At 49.3% G+C, this 17444-nt stretch carries 20 protein-coding genes; 12 read left to right on the plus strand and 8 right to left on the minus strand.

All coding sequences use genetic code 11. The features are described 5' to 3' along the window. Nucleotides 1–27: 27 nt before the first annotated feature. From deoR to MPHASIOC01_RS02690, 3 genes are all read right to left on the minus strand, one after another. Nucleotides 28–798 carry a DNA-binding transcriptional repressor DeoR gene (gene deoR / locus MPHASIOC01_RS02680; RefSeq protein ID WP_064599900.1) on the minus strand — a complete coding sequence of 257 codons (771 nt, stop codon included), beginning with the start codon at nt 796–798 and terminating at the stop codon, nt 28–30. Nucleotides 799–867: 69 nt separating this feature from the next. Further along, entirely contained in the window at nt 868–1476 is a 609-nt protein-coding gene (gene ybjG / locus MPHASIOC01_RS02685) for an undecaprenyl-diphosphate phosphatase (protein ID WP_064599902.1), read from the minus strand. Beyond that, on the minus strand, nt 1473–2204 hold the full coding sequence (locus tag MPHASIOC01_RS02690; protein ID WP_064599904.1) for a phosphatase PAP2 family protein: 732 nt from the start codon (nt 2202–2204) through the stop codon (nt 1473–1475). The genes ybjG and MPHASIOC01_RS02690 overlap by 4 nt, the downstream gene beginning before the upstream one ends. A gap of 175 nt (nt 2205–2379) precedes the next feature. On the opposite strand from MPHASIOC01_RS02690, the gene MPHASIOC01_RS02695 reads away from it, so the two are divergent. Further along, nucleotides 2380–3600 carry an MFS transporter gene (locus MPHASIOC01_RS02695; RefSeq protein ID WP_064599906.1) on the plus strand — a complete coding sequence of 407 codons (1221 nt, stop codon included), beginning with the start codon at nt 2380–2382 and terminating at the stop codon, nt 3598–3600. A gap of 16 nt (nt 3601–3616) precedes the next feature. Here the strand turns inward: MPHASIOC01_RS02695 and MPHASIOC01_RS02700 are convergent, their stop codons facing one another. The 3 genes from MPHASIOC01_RS02700 to MPHASIOC01_RS02710 form a co-directional block, all read right to left on the minus strand. Continuing rightward, entirely contained in the window at nt 3617–4822 is a 1206-nt protein-coding gene (locus tag MPHASIOC01_RS02700; RefSeq protein WP_353613876.1) for an MFS transporter, read from the minus strand. Between the two features lie 152 nt (nt 4823–4974). Then, entirely contained in the window at nt 4975–5115 is a 141-nt protein-coding gene (gene ykgO, locus MPHASIOC01_RS02705) for a type B 50S ribosomal protein L36 (RefSeq protein ID WP_064599910.1), read from the minus strand. After that, the gene (locus tag MPHASIOC01_RS02710; RefSeq protein ID WP_064599911.1) at nt 5115–5378 is read right to left on the minus strand and encodes a type B 50S ribosomal protein L31; all 264 of its coding nucleotides are present in this window, start codon (nt 5376–5378) and stop codon (nt 5115–5117) included. Before MPHASIOC01_RS02710 ends, ykgO begins: the two co-directional genes overlap by 1 nt. A gap of 167 nt (nt 5379–5545) precedes the next feature. Here MPHASIOC01_RS02710 and MPHASIOC01_RS02715 point away from each other — a divergent pair, with 167 nt between their 5' ends. Further along, on the plus strand, nt 5546–6151 hold the full coding sequence (locus tag MPHASIOC01_RS02715) for a class I SAM-dependent methyltransferase (RefSeq protein ID WP_064599913.1): 606 nt from the start codon (nt 5546–5548) through the stop codon (nt 6149–6151). Between the two features lie 316 nt (nt 6152–6467). Here MPHASIOC01_RS02715 and MPHASIOC01_RS02720 read toward each other — a convergent pair whose 3' ends face one another. After that, nucleotides 6468–8111, minus strand: a complete 1644-nt coding sequence (locus tag MPHASIOC01_RS02720) for an aspartate:alanine antiporter (protein WP_353614888.1) — start codon at nt 8109–8111, stop codon at nt 6468–6470. 435 nt (nt 8112–8546) lie between these two features. On the opposite strand from MPHASIOC01_RS02720, the gene ybjM reads away from it, so the two are divergent. Further along, nucleotides 8547–8930 carry an inner membrane protein YbjM gene (gene ybjM, locus MPHASIOC01_RS02725; protein ID WP_197499295.1) on the plus strand — a complete coding sequence of 128 codons (384 nt, stop codon included), beginning with the start codon at nt 8547–8549 and terminating at the stop codon, nt 8928–8930. 169 nt (nt 8931–9099) lie between these two features. On the opposite strand, the gene MPHASIOC01_RS02730 is transcribed toward ybjM, so the two are convergent. After that, the gene (locus tag MPHASIOC01_RS02730; protein ID WP_064599918.1) at nt 9100–9369 is read right to left on the minus strand and encodes a GrxA family glutaredoxin; all 270 of its coding nucleotides are present in this window, start codon (nt 9367–9369) and stop codon (nt 9100–9102) included. Between the two features lie 221 nt (nt 9370–9590). Between MPHASIOC01_RS02730 and MPHASIOC01_RS02735 the strand changes: the two genes are divergently transcribed. The 9 genes from MPHASIOC01_RS02735 (at nt 9591) to MPHASIOC01_RS02775 (ending at nt 17415) form a co-directional block, all read left to right on the plus strand. Further along, the gene (locus MPHASIOC01_RS02735; protein ID WP_064599920.1) at nt 9591–9899 is read left to right on the plus strand and encodes a DUF1418 family protein; all 309 of its coding nucleotides are present in this window, start codon (nt 9591–9593) and stop codon (nt 9897–9899) included. Then, nucleotides 9883–10605 (plus strand): oxygen-insensitive NADPH nitroreductase, encoded by a 723-nt coding sequence (gene nfsA, locus MPHASIOC01_RS02740; RefSeq protein ID WP_064599922.1) that lies wholly within the window; start codon nt 9883–9885, stop codon nt 10603–10605. The genes MPHASIOC01_RS02735 and nfsA overlap by 17 nt, the downstream gene beginning before the upstream one ends. A 91-nt stretch (nt 10606–10696) precedes the next feature. Next, nucleotides 10697–11599: a 30S ribosomal protein S6--L-glutamate ligase gene (rimK, locus tag MPHASIOC01_RS02745; RefSeq protein ID WP_064599923.1), complete on the plus strand. Its 903-nt coding sequence runs from the start codon at nt 10697–10699 to the stop codon at nt 11597–11599. Nucleotides 11600–11686: 87 nt separating this feature from the next. Further along, nucleotides 11687–12166, plus strand: coding sequence for a YbjN domain-containing protein (locus MPHASIOC01_RS02750; protein ID WP_064599924.1), 480 nt, complete (start codon nt 11687–11689; stop codon nt 12164–12166). Nucleotides 12167–12650: 484 nt separating this feature from the next. After that, entirely contained in the window at nt 12651–13763 is a 1113-nt protein-coding gene (potF, locus tag MPHASIOC01_RS02755) for a spermidine/putrescine ABC transporter substrate-binding protein PotF (RefSeq protein ID WP_064599925.1), read from the plus strand. A gap of 153 nt (nt 13764–13916) precedes the next feature. Then, complete coding sequence (gene potG, locus MPHASIOC01_RS02760) at nt 13917–15050, plus strand: putrescine ABC transporter ATP-binding subunit PotG (protein ID WP_156519095.1); 1134 nt, start codon at nt 13917–13919, stop codon at nt 15048–15050. Between the two features lie 10 nt (nt 15051–15060). Then, nucleotides 15061–16029: a putrescine ABC transporter permease PotH gene (potH, locus tag MPHASIOC01_RS02765; RefSeq protein WP_074388834.1), complete on the plus strand. Its 969-nt coding sequence runs from the start codon at nt 15061–15063 to the stop codon at nt 16027–16029. Beyond that, nucleotides 16029–16874: a putrescine ABC transporter permease PotI gene (gene potI, locus MPHASIOC01_RS02770; RefSeq protein WP_036107653.1), complete on the plus strand. Its 846-nt coding sequence runs from the start codon at nt 16029–16031 to the stop codon at nt 16872–16874. Before potH ends, potI begins: the two co-directional genes overlap by 1 nt. A 67-nt stretch (nt 16875–16941) precedes the next feature. Further along, entirely contained in the window at nt 16942–17415 is a 474-nt protein-coding gene (locus MPHASIOC01_RS02775) for a YbjO family protein (RefSeq protein WP_064599928.1), read from the plus strand. Nucleotides 17416–17444 lie beyond the last annotated feature (29 nt).

The raw sequence follows: 17444 nt of genomic DNA on the forward strand, positions 1-17444 counted from the left end.
TCTCAGGCCCGGTTTTGCCGGGCCTGGTCATTCTTCACAGATAACAGTTATTGCTCTGGCGAGTACTGCTTCCTGAACCCCGGCCAAAAGCGGTTTGTCTGTTACCAGTGAATCAAACGCACTGAGTTCACCCATAAATGCACCACGGACTACACCAAATTTACTGTGGTCTGCGACCAGAATATGGCGGCTTGCTGCTTTCATTGCCCAATGTTTTACAGGCAATTCATTGATATTAAAGCAAGTTACTCCTTTCTGAGGGTCAACGCCGGCAGCGGAGAAAAATGCCAGGTCCGGGCGTAAATGATCCAGCGTCTCCTGAAAGGTAATAGGCGTAAAGACTGCATTCTCATGGTGGAACTCCCCGCCGCACAGGATAACCTGGCACATGGGTTTTTCTTGCAGGCTCAGAAAGGTGTTCAGGGAATAGCAAATGCCGGTAAATGGCAGGTCATCAGCAATAGCGTTAATAATCCAGGGTGTCGTGGTGCCACAGTCAAAAAAGACCGTATGATGCGGCTTAACCAGCTTTGCTGCCAGGCGGCCAATGAATTGTTTCTCTTTGACCAGACGGTGCTTTTGTACACTGAGTAAATAATTACTGGCATTGGCGGCATGTGCTTCTATCACCAGGTAGCCACCTAATAATGTTACCGGGGCATCGGTGGTATTAATATCACGGCGGATGGTCATTTCAGATACACCCAACAACCGTGCAGCATCTTTTAAATGGAGTTTGTCGCTGCGCTTAATTGCCAGAAGGAGTTGTTGGACTCGTTCGTCGTGTCGTGTTTCCATAGTGCTCTCATTAAAAAACCCGGCGGTCAGTACCGGGTTAATGATTGCATCTTAGCGTCATGTGTGTGGTTAGTCACGCACCCAGCCTTTATTGATAAGCGCTGAGAAACACACCCGATAAAGGCGCTGAACAATACGGAAAAGTTTAATGCCAGGACCGGGCCAGAGAATTTGGCTGCTAAGACAGGCAAGTAACCCCACCAGAAAACCACCCACCATATCCAGCGGCCAGTGGATGCCAAGGTACACGCGTGACCAGGCGATAGCGCAGCCCAGAATCAGCATGAATATGCCAGACCACACTCTGTGCCAGAACAGGAATGCGATGGCGAAGGTGAAAATAACAGTTCCATGGTCGCTGGGGAACGAATCATCTGCACTGTGGTGTAGCCACTGATAACCAATGCCTTCAGCAAACGGTCGGGGGTGTGGGAAAGCAAGACTCAGGGCCCAGGAAACGACCAGGCTAACAGCCATCGCCATTGCCAGTTTGATAACCAGATGCCGCTGGGTCGAAATCTGCTGACGCGGGCCCCATAACCACAATGCCACCGCCAGTAAAGGCACAATTGAGATCATATCCCGCGCAATAAACACAGCAAGGCGAATCAGCCAGCCCGGAGACGCGGGTGTCGCGTTGATAAGCAAAAATAGTGTGGTATTAATTGTTTCCATTATCTCTCTCTTCTAAACCACGCAATTCCCTGGGAAAACCCAAAGTAGCCGGCAACCTGTACCAGCCAGACCCACCAGCCAGCCCACAGGTTATGGCTGAAAAAGTGTGCGCCGCGCATCACCTGCCCATAACCCATTGCCAACCCCAACAGAACGCCACAGAGCAAAGCAAACCAGGCCAGACGTGGCTTTTCCGGATAAAACCAAAAGAAAAAAGCCATTGCCATAAAACCACTGGATGCATGCCCGCCAGGAAAACAACGCCCCGGACCACTCAGTGCTGGTACACTGCTTAACAAGGGGTACTCCGCAGCATGACCACCAAAGGCCAGCAAATCCCAGGGGCAGGAGTGGTGGCTGGTTGCTTTCAAAATACCAACAGCCGCAGCACCAAGGCCCATCAGAACCGCAACGACAACCATGCGAGGGTTCTTCTGCCACGCCCCTTTCACCAGAAAATAAGCACCTGCTGCTATAACCAGATACTTCAGCAACCGATGGTTTATTCTGTCCAGCCAGACATTATCTTTCCATGGAAAATGGTGAGTGACAGGGTTGAACCAGTAATGTGTCAGTGAGTAATCCAGCACCTCATTGCGTGAAAACCAAAAAAATACAACCCCCAACGCAGTCAGGGCAATAAGCTGATAACCATAGAAATGTAGTGGCAGGAGGTAAAGAGGGTTTGTCCTGGTTTGTACTTGGGTGTGGTGATTTTTGTACTGTGACATGGCTTACCAAATGTACTGATTAATCAGCCTGTAATGCTAGACTGTTGTGCTTAAAAAAACCTTAAATAAAACTGACACAAAACTGTTTTTTTTTATTCACTACAATTTGTCTGGTGCTTTCGTATCAATTCCTTAAAATCGGCGCGAACATTCATCGACAGCAATCAGGAAAATAATGGGTAACAAACGTAAATCATTCAGCTACATGGTTATTTTCCCGCTTAGCCTGGTGCTGTATGAGTTTTCAACTTATATCGGAAACGACATGATCCAGCCGGGGATGCTGGCAGTCGTGGCTCAATTCCGGGCTGATGTTTCCTGGGTGTCTGGCTCCATGACGGCTTACCTGGCGGGCGGGATGGTTTTGCAGTGGTTGCTTGGCCCGTTATCTGACCGGCGTGGGCGGCGTCCGGTGATGTTGCTGGGCGCCTTGTGGTTTATTCTCACATGCCTGGCAACATTGCTGGTACACGATATAGTAACGTTCACTGTGTTGCGTTTTATGCAAGGTGTTGGTCTGTGCTTTATTGGGGCTGTTGGGTATGCTGCGATACAAGAATCTTTTGATGAAGTGCGTTGTATAAAAATTACTGCGCTGATGGCAAATGTTGCGCTGATTGCACCTCTGCTTGGTCCGCTGGCCGGTGCAGCCTGGGTCGCGGTTGCTCCCTGGGAATGGATGTTTGTGTTATTTGCGGTTCTGGCACTGGTGGCTTTTATTGGGTTGTGGCGCACTATGCCAGAAACTGCCACCCGTATTGGTGAACCGCTTTCTCTGCCTGTACTGGTAAAAGATTACGCGCAGGTGTTGCGCAATGGGCGTTTTGTCGCCGGTGCTCTGGGTATTGGATTTGTCTCGCTGCCGCTCCTGGCGTGGATAGCGCAATCTCCGGTGATGATTATTGAAGAACAGGGGTTGTCGTCTCTGGATTATGGGTTGCTGCAGGTGCCTGTTTTTGGCTCGCTGATTGCGGGCAACCTGGTGCTGGCAAAACTCACGGCACGCCATGCGGTACGTAAACTAATTTGGCTGGGTGGCTGGCCAATTACGCTGGGGTTGCTGCTGGCCGCACTGGCAACCTGGTCTGACCCACATGCCTGGATGTGGATGACGGCTGGGCTGAGCCTGTATGCTTTTGGTATAGGTCTGGCTAATGCTGGTCTGGTGCGCTTAACACTCTTCTCCAGCGATATGAGTAAAGGTACGGTATCTGCTGCAATGGGAATGCTGCAGATGTTGATTTTTATTGTAGGGATTGAATTCAGTAAACATGTTGAGTTGGCGGGGGGAATAGGCGCTTTTTCTGCGGTAAACCTGGCCTGTGGTTTCATCTGGGCTGCCCTGACTACCTGGTTTTTGTGGGATAAAACCGCAGGCAGTAAGCAACAGCCCTGAAAATACGTTCCGGGTTTTAGTCAGAACGGGTAGTTGCTGGCCGGGGTTTTGCTACAGCGCGGGCAACCAGCGCGGCAACAATCATCAGCGCCAGCACAACCACCATTGCATGGCGCAAGCCATAGTGCTCCCCAAGGTAACCGAGCATTGGAGGGCCGACCAGAAAGGCAATATAGCCTGTTGCGGCCACTACGCTTACCCGGGCAGGTGCGTTAGGGCCGGTGTCGCTTGCCGCTGAGATGGTGAGCGGAAAACCCAGTGATGCACCAGCGCCCCATAACAGAACAGCACAGCCTGCCAGAAACGGGTTATCGACAAACACAATGATGCCAATTCCCAGCGCACCCAACAATGCGCTGGTGCGTACCACTGCAACCCGGTCATAACGGTCAATAAACCAGCCACCCGTAAACCGGCCCAGCGTCATTCCCAGTGTGAACCCGGTATAGATAAGTGTGCCGGATGTTTGGGAAAATCCATGGCCATCTACCATCAGTAAAGATAACCAGTCGGTAGCGGAGCCTTCCGCCAGTGCCATCGCCAGAATTACAACACCAATAAGAAGCAACTGAACATCACGCCAGAAGGGGATATGTGCAGGTTTGTTGTCTTGTTCTCCTTTGGCGGGGCTGCCACTGTTATGTGGTGGGATGGCTCGCACCGCAAGCACCAGTGGAACCAGTGTGGACAAACCGGCAATAAACAAGTGCAAACTCACCGGTAGTTTTAACGCCGACAAGCCAATACCCGCTCCAGCCCCAACCAGGGTACCGAAGCTGTAACACCCGTGCATCATCGGTAACAGGGTTTTTCCCCGTAACCGTTCAACAATGGCACCTTCAACATTCACTGCCACCTCGGAAGCGCCTAACCCGGCCCCCAAACTGGCAAGCCCCAGAGAAAACAACCAGGGCAGGCCCGGCAACAGCGCCCCGGACATCAGCACAACACCGGTAACCACTAATGACATGGCAAAACGAATCACGTAGCGGGTACCAAATCGATTGACCAGCCAGCCTGAACTCAGAATGCCGCTCATCGAGCCAATTGAAAGCCCAAACAGCACGATTCCCATTTCACCAATAGAAACTTGCAAGTCATCGCGAATAGCCGGTGTACGTGAAGCCCAGGAGGCCATCAACAGGCCGGGGAGAAAAAATAACGCAAACAAAGCCCATGTGCGTTGGCGCAAGGCATGAGAAGAGGGTAACGAGGAAAGCATAAAATCCCTGTAGCTTAATTCCGGTAATGCACAGTAACAATTGCGCAGAGGGTTGTACATAAGTACAGCAAGAGGGTACCGCAACACTGATGGGTGAGCCTGAAAAATCCCCGGGTACAGTCCGGTTGTGCCGGGGATTTTTCTTTATCACTTCAACGGCGTTTTTTTCTTCCCTGAACTGCTTTAAACCGTGGGTTGCTCTTACAAATGACGTAAATACGGCCCTTGCGTTTAACCAACTGGCAATCGGGATGGCGTAGTTTGGCCGAACGTAATGAGTTCAGTACCTGCATTATTGTTTGTCCTTCGGGTTAAAAAATCGTCCAAAGCGCTGGTTGAAACGGGCAGCGCTTCCCTCATTGGTAAAAGTTTTCTGCTTGCCGGTATAGTAGGGATGCGAAGCTGAAGAGACATCGACGGTGACATAGGGATAAGTCATGCCGTCAATCTCTATTTCACGGTCTGTCGCAATGGTTGAACCTACTTTTATATAGTGGTTCGCGCTGGTGTCATGGAAGACTACAGTGCGGTATTGTGGGTGAAGTCCGGGTTTCATATAGCCTCATTATTGGTATATAATGTTATAACATAACATCATCATACGAGCTATGCCGGAAAAGTGCAAGCTGCCTCCTGTGTGTAAACATGCTGAACGAGCAGATGTCATGGGCAGGCATACTTCAGTTGAGCCAGTATATATATAAGTAAAGGTGTGAATTCAGAATGAATAGATGGGATGAACGCTATAGCCAGAATGGTTACGCTTATGGAACTGAACCGAATCAATTCTTAGTGGAGCAGGTCAATGCGCTTAACCTGGCAGCACCACTGAATATTCTCAGCCTTGGTGAAGGTGAGGGGCGAAATGCTGTGTACCTTGCTACTTTAGGCCATCATGTACATGCTGTTGATGGTTCTTCAGTGGGCATGGCTAAAGCTCATAAACTGGCCGAACAGAACCGTGTTTCGTTACAAACTCAGGTGGCTGATCTGACTCATTATACTATTAACAGCCCCTGTGATGCGGTGATAATGATTTTTTGCCACTTACCTTCAGATGTACGCCACGCCATTCATCAGAAAATTATGGATGCCCTGGTACCGGGTGGTGTTTTGATTTACCAGGCATACTCAACCCGCCAGCTTAATTACCAAACTGGAGGCCCACGGGAAGCTGATTTATTGGTAAATCTTGATGAGCTCGAACAGTGTTTTAGTAATATGAATGTTTTACATGGTTGTATGAGCGAGAAAGAAATTTATGAAGGTAAATACCATACAGGTCTGGCGGCGGTAACGGAGTTTGTGGCAAGAAAACCGTTTGAGTAGCTGTTTGTTGATAACTGGATTCGGCCTGTTGCTCTGGACTACAGCGCCTGGCATTAGCTCTGCTCAAAACGGTATTGATTGTATTCCTCTGTATTTACCAACATCTATACAAGATGTGATGTATAACCTGTTGATTTTGTGTTGAATAAATTTCAGGCAATAAAAAACCCATCAATCTTGAACCAAAATGGCGTGATTGATGGGCTCCACAAATTTGGGGACATCAAAGAAAAGCAGTGGCACTAATTCAGACTTCATGCCCCCAGAAAAGTTCTCCTTTGACCTAAAAAAAATTTATTTTTTTCTGTGGTCACCATCACATCCCTGGCCAGATAACAATAATTAGTGTCCCGGCGAGAGTTAACAACACGTTAGCGATGGCATAAGTGCCAGCATAACCCAGCGCGGGGATGTTACTGCGGGAAGCATCACTGATAATTTCCATTGCTGGTGCGCAGGTGCGTGCACCCATAATGGCGCCAAACAACAATGCACGGTTCATACGCAGTACATAGGCGCCAAACAGAAAGGAAATTAATACCGGTACCAGGCTTACAACAACCCCGGAGGCCAGCATTTGCCCGCCAATTGCCCCCAGGTTGTGACCAATGCCACCACCGGCACTCAAACCGACGCCAGCCATAAACACCATCAGGCCAAACTCTTTCACCATATTGAGTGCGCCCTGGGGAATGTAACCAAAGGTGGGGTGGTTGGCGCGCAGGAACCCGAGCATAATGCCGGCGAACAACAGCCCGGCGGCATTACCAATACCAAAACTGAATGAGCTGAACTGAAAGGTAATCATCCCGATCATCAGACCAATAATAAAAAATGCGCAAAAAGCCAGCAGGTCGGTAATTTGGCTGTGAATGGAGATAAAGCCGATACGCTCTGCCACGGTTTTAACACGGCGTGCATCACCACTTACCTGCAACACGTCGCCTTTGTTAAGGACGATATTATCGTCAATTGGCATTTCTATTTGGCTGCGGATAACGCGGTTAAGGAAACACCCATGGTCAGTGAGCTTAAGTTGCGCCAGGCGGCGGCCAACGGCATTGTGGTTTTTTACTACTATCTCTTCGGTGACAATACGCATGTCGAGCAAATCGCGATCGAACACCTCTTTCCCATTACGAAAACTGGGGTCAAGACGCGCATGGGCATCCGGGTACCCCACCAGGGCGATTTCATCACCCATCTGCAATACTGCATCGCCATCGGGGTTTGCCAGAATCCCATTACGGCGGATGCGCTCAATATAGCAGCCTGTCTGGCGGTAAATACCGAGTTCCCGCAGGTTTTTCCCATCGGCCCAGGCGACCAGTTCCGGCCCAACACGGTAAGCACGAATAACGGGTAAGTAGACTTTGCGGTTGGAATCGGTATCCAGACCACGCTCACGCGCAATTTGCTGGGCGCTGGTTTGCAAATCCTGGTGTTGCAGTTTTGGCATATACCGGGCAGCAACAATCAGGCTGACAAGGCCTATCAGGTATGTCAACGCATAACCCAGACTCAGGTGATCAAGTGCGCTGACCAGTTCCGGGTGGTTCATTCCGGAATGCCGGAGTGTATCGCCAGCACCCACCAGAACCGGCGTGGAAGTCATGGAGCCTGCCAGCATACCGGCTGTCAGGCCAATATCCCATCCGAAGAGCCGGCCCATACCCAGTGCCAGTAATAATGCACTGCCCACCATGACCAGTGCCAGCATGAGATAATTTTTACCATCACGGAAGAAAATGGAGAAAAAGTTGGGGCCCGCTTCCACGCCAACGCAAAAAATGAACAACATGAAGCCCAAATTAAGTGCGTCTGTATTTATTGTGAAATGTTGTTGGCCTAATAATAAAGAAACAACCAGAACACCAATAGAATTACCCAGTTGGATTGCACCAAGACGCAATTTACCTAAACACAGGCCAAGGGTGAGTACGACAAATAATAACAGGATGTAATTCCCGTTTTACAAATCTGCGACGTTTATGTTCACGGAAGCTAACTTCTTCTTTACTTGTAACTCGTTGAAAAAAATGATTGTTTTACACGCGTATTTCGCATAAAAATAACACTGTCGCTGGCATAAACTTCAGTGCTATATCGTCTGCAAAAAGTACGATGGGCGCTAGTGTAATCGTTATGAGTATCAACAGCCAGTAAGAAAAACGTGGTAAATAGCTTCTTTGTAATATCTGGAATAATTCGCATTACCTGTAATGTGGTGTGAAAGGACGTTTCGCATGGGGAGTATGTGAAATGGGCTGGTTGGTATACACAAAAATAAACAGTGTGAAAGTGAGTGGGTAATACAGGTTTTGATAAGGACATTGGTAAATGTCTGCACCCATTTGGGGTGCTCAACGTAATGGAAAAGCAAAGGAGGACGACTTTGTTATTCAAACGTTCATGGGAAGGCGGTTTATTCTGTTTTATCCTGTTCATTCTGGCATTTGTGATCCACAACCTCTTTTTAACTGACTCGGCACCAGCCAGTGGGAAGATGGATCCTGGAATGTTGTGTTTCATTATTTCCGGTGTGCTGGGCAGTTTGTGTTCACGCCGTGCGCGCTTCCTTGCACCTGTGGTTGGGGCATTAGTGGCTGTACCTGTTTGCCTGTTGTTAATCAATTTCTGGGAACAAGATGATGCGGGTCTGGTTCAGGAACTGGCCTGGCTGTCAGGCGCGGTATTTTGGAATGCGTTGGGTGCTCTGTGTGTGCTGTTCACCATTTCGCTTGTCTGGAGGCAGGATGTCAAAAAACGCCGGGTATAAAGTCTGTGGGCGCAGGTAAGCCGGAAACTGTTTCCGGTCGCAGATGAAAAGCAATTAATTGCTTTTTTTGATTCCGGTTTAAATAACCGGCAAGCACTCCAGCGCTGTTCACCTGTTTACCATCAATTTGTCACCGGGTCCGCAGACCCGGTGTTTGTTTTGTGTTTTTCTAGCTTGCAGGTGAAAGAACAGGGTGTTGCTCAACCCAGGCGGCAAAGTCAGTAAAGCCACCAATGTGTTGTTTATCGACAAAAATCTGCGGCACTGTGTCAACGGGTTTCCCGGCAGCTTGTTGCAGGTCTGCTTTCGTAATACCTTCCGCGTGAATATCTACATAGCGAAACTCAAAATCGCTATGTGAGTCACTGAGTTCTTCGGCCAGTGCTTTGGCACGCACACAGTACGGGCACCCGGGGCGTCCAAAAATTACAGTAATCACAGTTGCTCCTTAGCTGAAGTTGTCTTGCAGGTTATTTTGCGCACCAGCGCTGGTTGGGGGAAGCAGAGTTTGCCTGTTGCTTTAATAACTGAAAACGATGAAAGCGTTCACCGTATCCCCTTATCCTTTAATTGTAGTCGTGGGTTATTGCATGATGTCAGTTACTGGCCGGAAACGGTTTAAGGCTATAATGATGAGCCAACCACACAAGGAGACTGACAATGCGTTCACTGGGAGCATTACCTAAGTCTGTATTGCTGCTGGAAACCCTTGGTATTGCACTACTGTGTGTCGCCTGGCTGGTTGCCCATGGAGTGATATCAGTAACCGCCTTTCTTGCCACGGACATGGCTGTGATTTTGCTTATATTTAGCGGTATTGTACTGATGTTGCCTGCTGCAATTGTGTTACTTGGCCAGATGGGGAAGAATTTGGCGCCGTTATTATTTAACGGGGCTGACACACCAGCAGCAGGTGACAAAAAAGCGGCCAAAAAGGCTAAGGATAAGAATAATGACGCCAACCATTGATTTACTGTGTACACATCGTTCAATTCGCCATTTCATTGATAAACCTGTCAGTGATGAACAACGGGCTGCTCTGTTTGCTGCAGCGCGCAGCACATCCACGTCCAGTTTTTTACAATGCAGTTCTATTATTCGGGTGACTGACCCGGAATTACGGGAACAACTGGTCACATTAAGTGGTGGTCAGGCGCATGTCGCCAGTGCTGCCGAATTCTGGGTGTTCTGCGCGGATTTTAACCGTCATTTGCAAATTTGCCCTGGCGCTCAGTTAGGGTATGCAGAGCAATTATTGCTCGGTGCTGTGGATACTGCCATGATGGGCCAGAACACCATGGTTGCGGCTGAATCCCTTGGCCTGGGTGGTGTTTACATTGGCGGGATCCGCAATAATATTGAAGCGGTAACCCGTTTGTTGAAGTTACCGAAATATGTATTGCCACTGTTCGGGTTATGCCTGGGCTGGCCGGCTGAGAGCCCGGAAGTAAAACCCCGGCTGCCGGAAAGTTTACTGGTACATGAAAACCAGTACCAGCCAGTGGATGCCGCCGAACTGGCGAAATATGATGCAACACTTGCGGATTATTACCTCAACCGCACGACAAATAAGCGCAAAGACACCTGGAGCGATCATATACGTCGCACAATTGTCAAAGAAAGCCGCCCCTTTATCCTGGATTTTCTGCATAAGCAAGGCTGGGCAACCCGCTAATTTTCTCTCTGCTTTCCCCCTTACAGGGGGAAACGGGTGGTGGTACTATACGCGGGTTTTAAGGCTGGTCAGTCTCTTGCAGAGGTGCAGGGTGAAAATTGCCATTCTTTCCCGTGATGGAACACTTTATTCTTGTAAACGTTTAAAGCAGGCGGCGCTCAATCGTGGGCATTTTGTCGATATTATCGATCCGTTGTCCTGCTATATGAATATCAACCCCGCCAGTTCGTCTGTGCATTATAAAGGGCGGCAATTACCGCATTATGATGCCGTCATTCCACGTATTGGCTCAGCAATTACTTTTTATGGCACGGCAGTATTGCGCCAGTTCGAAATGCTGGGTAGCTATCCTCTTAATGAATCGGTCGCAATAACCCGCGCCCGGGATAAACTACGTTCCATGCAGTTGCTTGCCCGACAAGGCATTGACTTACCAATGACCGGAATCGCGCACTCACCAGACGACACTCACGATCTTATCGAAATGGTGGGGGGCGCACCACTGGTGGTGAAACTTGTTGAGGGTACTCAGGGCATTGGTGTGGTTCTTGCTGAAACACGCCAGGCAGCTGAAAGCGTGATAGACGCGTTCCGCGGACTGAATGCCCATATTTTGGTGCAGGAGTTTATTAAAGAAGCGCAGGGGCGGGATGTTCGTTGTCTGGTGGTTGGCGGGCGTGTTGTTGCCGCCATTGAGCGTCAGGCAAAAGACGGAGATTTCCGTTCTAATTTGCACCGGGGTGGCACAGCGGTTGTCGCCAGCATTACGCCACAGGAACGCGAAGTGGCGATTCGTGCAGCTTCTACCATGGGGTTGGATGTCGCCGGGGTTGATATTTTACGCGCCACTCGTGGGCCGCTGGTAATGGAGGTGAATGCCTCTCCAGGGCTTGAAGGCATCGAAAAAACAACTGGCATCGATATTGCTGCACAAATTATCAGCTGGGTGGAAAACCAGGCACGGCCCGGTTTCTGTCTCAAAATGGGCGGTTAAGTGTGCTGTGGTTATCTGATCGTGGTACAGGCCGCTATTTTTGCGTAAGCTATGGCGTCGATTTTCTATTGAAGAGGTTATACCCGTATGGATTCACTCGTCGTCCCTACCCTGGACACGCTACGCCACTGGCTTGATGACGCTGGCGTAAGCTTTTTCGAGTGTGATTCCTGCCAGGCATTGCATCTCCCCCATATGCAGGAGTTCGCTGGTGTGTTTGATGCCAAGCTGGATCTGGTTGATAGCGTGCTGGTTTTTTCCGCCCTGGCTGAGGTCAAACCTTCCGCTCTTTTGGCACTGGCAGGGGATATTTCGGCAGTCAATGCCAGTTCACTTACCGTGAAAGCGTTCCTGGATGTACAGGATGACAACCTGCCACGTCTGGTGGTCTGTCAGGCTTTTCCCGTTGCGATAGGTATTAGCCGGGAGCAGTTTACGCATTTTTTGCGCCAGAGTGAGGAACAGATCTCGATGGTGATTCTGGAAGCCAGCGCCCAACAGATGCTGTGGAATGGGGATGAAGATGATGCTTCCCGCCGCCCGGTGTCGAGCCATCTGCTACACTGATTTCCCCGCCTGAGGCGCAGTGAGCAACCTGTGTACTGCGCCTGTTGCTTTTTGCTCTTGTTTCTGTGGCTTTATTGCTGAGGGCCAGTATCCTGGTTACTCACTCCAGTCACTTATCCTGCTAATTTCTCCTGGTAAGCATCTGGTGCCTTGAACACACTCTGCTGTGAGTAGCGCAATTGTGTTGTTTATACCCGCCTGGTTTTTTACATCATAAAGAAACGATGAATATTTCTGTGCTTTGGTGCTTATTTCCTGATTGATGCCTAAAAAATTGAAAAAAGGCGCTTTTTAATTTCCTCCCACCATCTAAATCCTGGCTACATTTACACTGCGTCATGACTTGTTACTTGACTGGCGCATGTGAGAGGTTTTTTTACGTCAACATGACAAAGTATGCATGAATATTGCATCAGGTAAATGGCCTGATTTACTCGACGCCATGCAGGGCGCGAGTTTACCCTTTATTCAGAAGGAATAAGATATGTCCCGCCAAAGTAAAAAATGGTTGTCTGGTTTGGTGGCTGGCGTTCTGATGGCTGCTTCTGCCTCAACGCTGGCCGCGGATGGAAAGACGCTGCATGTGTATAACTGGTCGGATTATATTGGGCCGGATACCGTAGCCAACTTCACCAAAGAAACCGGTATTAAAGTCGTTTACGACGTTTTTGATTCAAACGAAGTGCTTGAAGGTAAGCTGATGGCAGGCAGTACCGGGTTTGACCTGGTGGTTCCCTCAGCAAGCTTTCTGGAACGCCAGTTGATGGCTGGTGTGTTTCAGCCCCTGGATAAAAGCAAACTCCCGAACTGGAAAAACCTTGATCCGGCGTTGTTAAAGCTGGTCGCCAAACATGATCCCGGTAACAAATACGCTGTACCTTATATGTGGGCGACCACCGGGATTGGCTACAACGTAGATAAAGTTAAAGCGGTACTGGGCAAAGATGCGCCAGTTAATAGCTGGGATCTGGTACTGAAACCAGAAAACCTCGAAAAATTAAAAAGTTGTGGTGTTTCTTTCCTGGATGCACCAGAAGAAATTTTTGCAACAGTGCTGAATTATCTTGGCAAAGATCCGAACAGCTCTAATGCATCTGACTACAGTGGTGCAGCAACTGACTTGTTACTGAAATTGCGTCCAAGTATCCGCTATTTCCACTCTTCTCAATACATCAATGACTTAGCAAATGGCGATATTTGTGTGGCGATTGGCTGGGCAGGGGATGTCTGGCAGGCTGCTAACCGGGCGAAAGAAGCGAAAAACGGCGTGCATATCTCATACTCAATTCCGAAAGAAGGTGCTCTGGCGTTTTTTGACGTCTTCGCGATGCCCGCTGATGCGAAAAATAAGGATGAAGCTTACCAGTTCCTTAATTACCTGATGCGCCCGGATGTGGTGGCCGATATCAGCAACCATATCTATTACGCTAACGCCAACAAAGCTGCAACGCCGTTGGTGAAGGCTGAAGTGCGTAATAACCCAGGTATTTACCCGCCGCCAGATGTTATGGCAAAACTGTTTACCCTTAAGGTTCAGGACCCCAAATTGGATCGTGTAAGAACACGAGCCTGGACTAAAGTTAAAACTGGTAAATAAGTCAGTAAGTTAATATAACGAGGCATTGCACCTTTTTAGTGCGCAACAGGGTGCAATTGCCTCAAAAAGATGCAAGCTGTGTTATGCATCGCGAACCAGTAAATTGTACGCCTGTTGGCGTATAAGTATGAGATTTGCCGGAGAGCACAATCAGTGAACGATGTCATTCCCCGCCCACAAGCGAAGAGTAGTAAGGCGTTAACGCCATTACTGGAAATTCGGAATCTGACAAAATCCTTCGATGGCCAGCACGCTGTCGATGATGTCAGTTTGACTATCTACAAAGGTGAAATTTTTGCACTGCTTGGGGCTTCAGGCTGTGGGAAATCCACGCTGCTGCGTATGCTGGCTGGGTTTGAGCAACCAACAGCCGGGCAAATTATGCTCGATGGTGTCGACCTGGCCCATGTGCCCCCTTACCAGCGCCCTATTAATATGATGTTCCAGTCTTATGCTCTGTTCCCGCATATGACGGTGGAGCAGAACATTGCGTTTGGCCTCAAACAGGACAAGTTACCCAGAGCGGAAATTACCAGCCGGGTGGAAGAGATGTTGAGCCTGGTGCACATGCAGGAGTTCGCCAAACGTAAACCACACCAGTTATCCGGTGGGCAGCGTCAGCGTGTTGCGCTGGCACGGAGCCTGGCGAAACGCCCTAAATTATTATTGCTCGATGAACCAATGGGGGCCTTGGATAAAAAACTGCGTGACCGTATGCAACTGGAGGTGGTGGATATTCTGGAACGTGTTGGCGTGACCTGTGTGATGGTAACCCACGACCAGGAAGAAGCGATGACTATGGCCGGTCGTATTGCCATTATGAACCGTGGCAAGTTTGTTCAAATTGGCGAACCAGAAGAGATTTATGAACACCCGACCACAAGATATAGCGCGGAATTTATTGGTTCTGTGAATGTATTTGAGGGCATCCTGAAAGAAAGCCAGGAAGACGGCCTGGTTATCGATTCTCCAGGGTTGCGCCATCCGTTGAAAGTGGACCCGGATGCTTCTGTTGTAGAAGGCGTGCCCGTCTGGGTGGCTCTGCGCCCGGAAAAAATTACCTTGTGTGAAGACCCGCCAGCGGAGGGTTTTAACTTTGCGGTAGGGGAAGTCGCGCACATTGCTTACCTGGGGGACCTCTCTATTTACCATGTGCGTTTAAGCAGTGGGCAGATGATTAGTGCCCAGCTACAAAATGAGCACAGGTACCGGAAAGGAATGCCTACCTGGGGCGATGAAGTAAAGCTTTGCTGGGATGCGGATAGCTGTGTCGTCTTGACCGTTTAGGAGTTGTACTATGAGTAGCTATACTGAGCCCACATCAACATCCTCGGGTCGCTCCCAAACACCCCCCGGTCCATTACGCCGCTGGTTAGGAAGGGTGCAAATGTCCCATGGACGCAAACTGGTTATTGCCTTACCTTATCTGTGGCTGTGCCTGTTGTTCATGTTGCCATTTTTAATTGTTTTCAAAATAAGTCTTGCCGATATGGCACGCGCCATACCGCCTTATACTGACCTGGTCAGTTGGGCAGACCAGCAGCTTTCGGTATCGATTAATCTTGGTAACTTCCTGCAGTTAACTGATGACCCACTGTATTACGAAGCCTATCTGCAATCGTTACAGGTTGCGGCGGTTTCAACAATCTGCTGCTTACTGTTGGGTTACCCGCTCGCCTGGGCCGTGGCACACAGCAAAACGTCTACCCGTAATATTTTGCTGTTGTTGGTCATCTTACCTTCCTGGACATCATTTCTTATTCGTGTTTATGCATGGATGGGAATTTTGAAAGAAAACGGGGTATTGAATAACGTGCTGTTGTGGTTGGGGGTGATTGACCACCCGCTGACTATTTTGCACACCAACCTTGCGGTGTATATCGGAATTGTTTATGCCTATTTGCCCTTTATGGTGCTGCCTGTTTATACCGCGCTGACGCGAATGGATTACTCCCTGGTTGAGGCTTCACTGGATCTTGGCGCAAAACCGTTGAAAACCTTTTTCAGCGTGGTGGTTCCGCTGACCAAAGGCGGCATTATTGCTGGTTCCATGCTGGTGTTTATTCCGGCTGTTGGGGAGTTTGTTATCCCTGAACTTCTGGGTGGCCCGGACAGCATTATGATTGGCCGTGTCCTGTGGCAGGAGTTTTTCAATAACCGCGACTGGCCTGTTGCTTCTGCTGTCGCGATTACAATGCTGGTGGTATTGATAGTCCCCATTATGTGGTTTCACAAATATCAGAACAAAGGCATGGGAGGACATTAATGAATACGTTACCTGTCGTACGTTCTCCATGGCGTATTTTTATCCTGGTCGTCGGGTTTACCTTCCTGTATGCCCCGATGCTGATGCTGGTCATTTACTCATTTAACAGTTCGCAACTCGTGACTGTCTGGGCAGGCTGGTCCACGAAATGGTATGGCGAAGTGTTTCGTGACACTGCCATGATGAATGCCGTTGGGTTGAGTTTGTCCATTGCTGCGTTATCCGCCACAATGGCCGTCGTGTTGGGAACGATTGCCGCTGTGGTGATGGTGCGTTTTGGTCGTTTTCGTGGCTCAAATGGCTTTGCGTTTATGCTCACCGCACCACTGGTCATGCCGGATGTGATTACCGGGTTGTCACTACTGTTGCTGTTTGTGGCAATGGGTAGTTCACTGGGCTGGCCGGGCGAACGTGGCATGATGACCATCTGGCTGGCACATGTAACATTCTGTACCGCATATGTCTCAGTGGTGATAAGTTCGCGTTTGCGTGAACTGGATCAGTCCATTGAAGAAGCGGCCATGGACCTGGGAGCCACGCCACTCAAAGTCTTCTTTGTGATAACTGTCCCCATGATTTCACCCGCCATCATTTCTGGCTGGTTGCTGGCCTTCACGCTGTCACTGGATGATCTGGTGATTGCCAGCTTTGTTTCCGGGCCTGGTGCTACCACACTGCCGATGCTGGTGTTCTCCAGTGTTCGTATGGGAGTTAACCCGGAAATCAATGCCCTGGCATCAATTATTCTCGGTGTTGTGGGGGTTATTGGCCTGATTGCATGGTGGTTTATGGCAAGGGCTGAAAAACAACGTATGCGTGATATCCAGCGTGCAAGGCAGCACTGAAAGACCTAAAATCAGTGGGATAGAAGCGTGCTGTTACAACAGCATGTACTGACAAGGGAACGAGGTTGTGGATATTTTGAGCAAATACCCCGCTGGTCAGGCAAAACTGAATGTGCCCACACTGGTTTATATTGCCGCGATTGGCATTATCACCACCCGGTGTCTGGATGTCCTGATGTTGTTTAACACACTGGGTGTCCAGGGAAGTATTGATTTCATACAGCGCAGCGTCCAGACCTGGGCGCTGACGCTGATTTTCTTTGCCAGCCTGGTCTTGCTCTTTATTGAAATACGCTGCGCTTTCGTTATCTTGCGTGGGCGCAATTGGGGGCGCTGGGTTTTTTTGGCAACTCAGATAATCTCTTCTGTGTATTTGTGGTGCGCCTCACTGGGGTGGGGATACCCTGAGTTATTCAGCATTCCAGGTGAAAGTAAAAGTGCCATTCTGCATGGGTTGTTTATGCAAAAACTACCCGATTTGTTGGTTCTGGCACTGCTGTTTGTGCCGCTGCGTAGCCGGCGTTTTTTTCGGGTTCACTAAGCAGCAGGTAGCCTCATGACGTGGTAGAA

Source organism: Mangrovibacter phragmitis, from assembly GCF_040429585.1.
GTDB lineage: Bacteria > Pseudomonadota > Gammaproteobacteria > Enterobacterales > Enterobacteriaceae > Mangrovibacter > Mangrovibacter phragmitis.

Bases quoted from the DNA above. Each gene is read 5' to 3' on its own strand.
- MPHASIOC01_RS02700 (WP_353613876.1), bottom strand. From the start codon at position 4,822: ATGCTTTCCTCGTTACCCTCTTCTCATGCCTTGCGCCAACGCACATGG.
- ykgO (WP_064599910.1), bottom strand. From the start codon at position 5,115: ATGCAGGTACTGAACTCATTACGTTCGGCCAAACTACGCCATCCCGAT.
- MPHASIOC01_RS02695 (WP_064599906.1), top strand. From the start codon at position 2,380: ATGGGTAACAAACGTAAATCATTCAGCTACATGGTTATTTTCCCGCTT.
- MPHASIOC01_RS02690 (WP_064599904.1), bottom strand. From the start codon at position 2,204: ATGTCACAGTACAAAAATCACCACACCCAAGTACAAACCAGGACAAAC.
- MPHASIOC01_RS02750 (WP_064599924.1), top strand. From the start codon at position 11,687: ATGGATTCACTCGTCGTCCCTACCCTGGACACGCTACGCCACTGGCTT.
- MPHASIOC01_RS02715 (WP_064599913.1), top strand. From the start codon at position 5,546: ATGAATAGATGGGATGAACGCTATAGCCAGAATGGTTACGCTTATGGA.
- potF (WP_064599925.1), top strand. From the start codon at position 12,651: ATGTCCCGCCAAAGTAAAAAATGGTTGTCTGGTTTGGTGGCTGGCGTT.
- potI (WP_036107653.1), top strand. From the start codon at position 16,029: ATGAATACGTTACCTGTCGTACGTTCTCCATGGCGTATTTTTATCCTG.
- potH (WP_074388834.1), top strand. From the start codon at position 15,061: ATGAGTAGCTATACTGAGCCCACATCAACATCCTCGGGTCGCTCCCAA.
- deoR (WP_064599900.1), bottom strand. From the start codon at position 798: ATGGAAACACGACACGACGAACGAGTCCAACAACTCCTTCTGGCAATT.
- MPHASIOC01_RS02710 (WP_064599911.1), bottom strand. From the start codon at position 5,378: ATGAAACCCGGACTTCACCCACAATACCGCACTGTAGTCTTCCATGAC.
- MPHASIOC01_RS02735 (WP_064599920.1), top strand. From the start codon at position 9,591: ATGCGTTCACTGGGAGCATTACCTAAGTCTGTATTGCTGCTGGAAACC.
- nfsA (WP_064599922.1), top strand. From the start codon at position 9,883: ATGACGCCAACCATTGATTTACTGTGTACACATCGTTCAATTCGCCAT.